The sequence below is a fragment of the Candidatus Pelagibacter communis genome (genome assembly GCF_001180225.1).
In the GTDB taxonomy this organism is placed as follows: Bacteria; Pseudomonadota; Alphaproteobacteria; order Pelagibacterales; family Pelagibacteraceae; genus Pelagibacter; species Pelagibacter ubique_D.
In genome coordinates this window covers 1-2689 of the sequence record NZ_CVST01000038.1, presented here as the reverse complement: position 1 = coordinate 2689, position 2689 = coordinate 1, and the positions used below count along the sequence as shown (strand labels likewise).

Below are 2689 nucleotides of genomic sequence, written 5' to 3'. Positions count from 1 at the left end.
CTCTAACATTGTTTTTGGTTTAATCCCTGACTTTACTCCAAGCATCAACGACTCTGAGAGTGACAGATAGTTTAAATAACAAAGGCTAACTTGTGCAATTTTAGCAGCATAACCAGCACCAGGTTTATTTAAATAATAAATGTTTTTACCTAATATATTAAAGATAAACTTAAGCTTACTTACTGTTTTTTTATTGCCACCAATAAAAATTGATAAATCGCCTGATTGAGCCTTTAAATTTCCACCTGATATCGTTGCATCAACAAATTGATTTATTTTTTTACTTAACTTTTGTTTTAAAAGATTAAAGCAAGTTAAAGAATTAGTAGAACAATCAATCCAAATTTTATTGTTACCTAATTGATCGATGATTTTACCTTTACCAATTGATAATACTTTAATTTGTTTTGGTCCCGGAACACAGGTGATAATCACATCAGAAAACTTGATTAATTCATCTAATGAGCTTGTTGCTTTTCCTTTTTTGGATTTAAATTGTTTTAAAGATTTAGGACTTACATCATAACCTAATAAATCTATTCTTTTAGATTTATGTAAGTTTAATGCCATTGGCATCCCCATATTTCCTAAACCAATAAAACCTATTTTCATATCAATCCATTAAACCGTCTACTTCAACATTATTTCGTTCATAATGAATTGGAAGTGCTTTACCGTAAACTTGTTTAGAGTGTTCAGGTTTATTTACTCTGTAATTATCTTTTACGTATGTTGGTAATGCAATGTAACGAGAAGTATTTCCTTCTATTTTTGTTACTCTATGCATAGAAAATCTTCCTTTAAATATTTGTAGATCGCCAGGTTGTAGATCTAATGATTTAACTTTATCTCTTGAACCACGAAGAACTTTTGTTACCTCATCAAAGTTTTCATCTTCAGTACTTCTAAGATCTGGTGAATATTCAAACAATCCACCTTTTTCCGCTTTTTGAACTAAAATACTTAAAGTAAATTCATTTCCATCAAAGTGCCAAGGAAAATAATGATCTTTATGCATGATACTGTATGGATTTTTACCTAAAGGATCTGACCATCTATAAAGAGGATAAACTCCTAAACTATCTGAAATAAATTTTAACATTTCTTCAGACTCGTAAATTTTATTTAAATCAGATTGCTCTTCTAAATCATCTGAATTGATGTATCCACTTTCTCTAAATGAAAATACTCTCTTTGGATGATCTTTTGATAAATTTTCATCATCTTTTGAAAAATAAGGGTTGTGATGATCTTTGGTCCAATGAGTTTTGGGAAGATTTCTTTCAACTTCTTCCTTCATTCTTTTCAAAGACTCGCTAAGTACAAAGTTTGGTAAAACACAACATCCATCTTTATCAAGTAGCTCTCTATTTTTAGTAATTAAACCTTGATACTCTTTTGATCCTGTCTGATCAATTGGGTAATCTTTTAAGTTAACAATATTTTTTATTTCCATAATTCTCCTTTAATTAAAATTAATTTTTTTAAAAAAAGAAAGGATTACAATTTCGTGGGCGTTGAAGAATTTAAATGATTTTTACAGTCTACTTTTTGAAGTAATAAGCTAAATAATTTAGAGGAAAGTCTTGAACTTAAACCTACTCTTGCAAGTCTATGGTGATGTGTAGATAAGTTTAGATTCATGTGGTGGACGATATTCTATTTCAAAACAGTCGTAAACAAAATTGTGATATAAGATATTTACCGTCTGCCCTTAGCACTTGCGTGCTTTTCCAGGATTTTTTTAGCGTTAAACTTTGCCTCTTCTGTTTTTTTAACCATCCAAATCTTATCCCTTGCAATCTTCGATGAAGAATGGTGATCAACAATTGGATTTGGATAATGTTTTCCTATTTCAATTCCAAGTCCCTTTTGATCTATATAAGTAAGTTTCCATGGTTCATGGACTAATTTATTGGGTATTTCTTTTAATTCTGGCACCCATTTTTTAATAAATTCACCTTCTGGATCCTGATCTGTTGATTGTTTAATAGGGTTATAAATTCTAATAGTATTGATACCAGTTGTGCCTGATTGCATTTGAAACTGAGAATAATGAATTCCAGGTTCATAATCAGTAAATAATCTAGCTAAATGTTTGCTAGTTTTTCTCCAATCAAGCCAAAGTTGGTATGATGCAAAGGATACGAGCATAGCTCTCATTCTAAAATTAATCCATCCATTAGATTTTAGATATCTCATGCAAGCATCAACAAAAGGATAGCCAGTTAAACCATCTTTCCACGCTTGATGATACTGTTCATTAAAATCATTTTCTCTAATACCATCATAAGCCCTATTCATATTTTGATATTCAATTTCAGGCTCATCATAAAGTTTTTGAATAAAATGACAGTGCCATGCAAGTCTACTTCTAAAGGATCTTAAAGATTTAACTTTATTAAAAGACATATTTATTTGTTTAGCATTATCAATTGCATGATTAATTTCTCTCAATGAAATAGTTCCATAAGTAATGTGAGGACTTAATCTTGAACAAGCAACTTCACCCGTAATTGGTGAAGACATTTCTTTTTGATAATTTTCAGATCTTTGTTCTAAAAAACTATTTAAGAGTGAAAGCGCTTGAATTCTTCCACCTTTTTGAATATTTGAGCCATTTATCTGATTAGTTTTGACTTCAATAGGTGATGTTTCTGTGGTTAAAAATTTACAATTAGCTTTAATC

At 29.9% G+C, this 2689-nt stretch carries 4 protein-coding genes; all 4 read right to left on the bottom strand.

The window, feature by feature from the left end:
- The coding region (locus AMN99_RS02785) for an NAD(P)-dependent oxidoreductase (protein ID WP_075506318.1) at nucleotides 1-612 on the bottom strand (612 nt) is incomplete at its 3' end.
- Nucleotide 613: 1 nt separating this feature from the next.
- A complete protein-coding gene (locus AMN99_RS02780; RefSeq protein ID WP_075506317.1) occupies nucleotides 614-1456 on the bottom strand; it encodes a HalD/BesD family halogenase in 843 nt (280 codons plus the stop codon).
- Between the two features lie 44 nt (nucleotides 1457-1500).
- A complete protein-coding gene (locus AMN99_RS05820; RefSeq protein WP_218836790.1) occupies nucleotides 1501-1644 on the bottom strand; it encodes a hypothetical protein in 144 nt (47 codons plus the stop codon).
- A 57-nt stretch (nucleotides 1645-1701) separates the two neighbouring features.
- On the bottom strand, nucleotides 1702-2689 hold a 988-nt coding region (locus AMN99_RS02775; RefSeq protein ID WP_218836789.1), incomplete at its 5' end, for an FAD-binding domain-containing protein.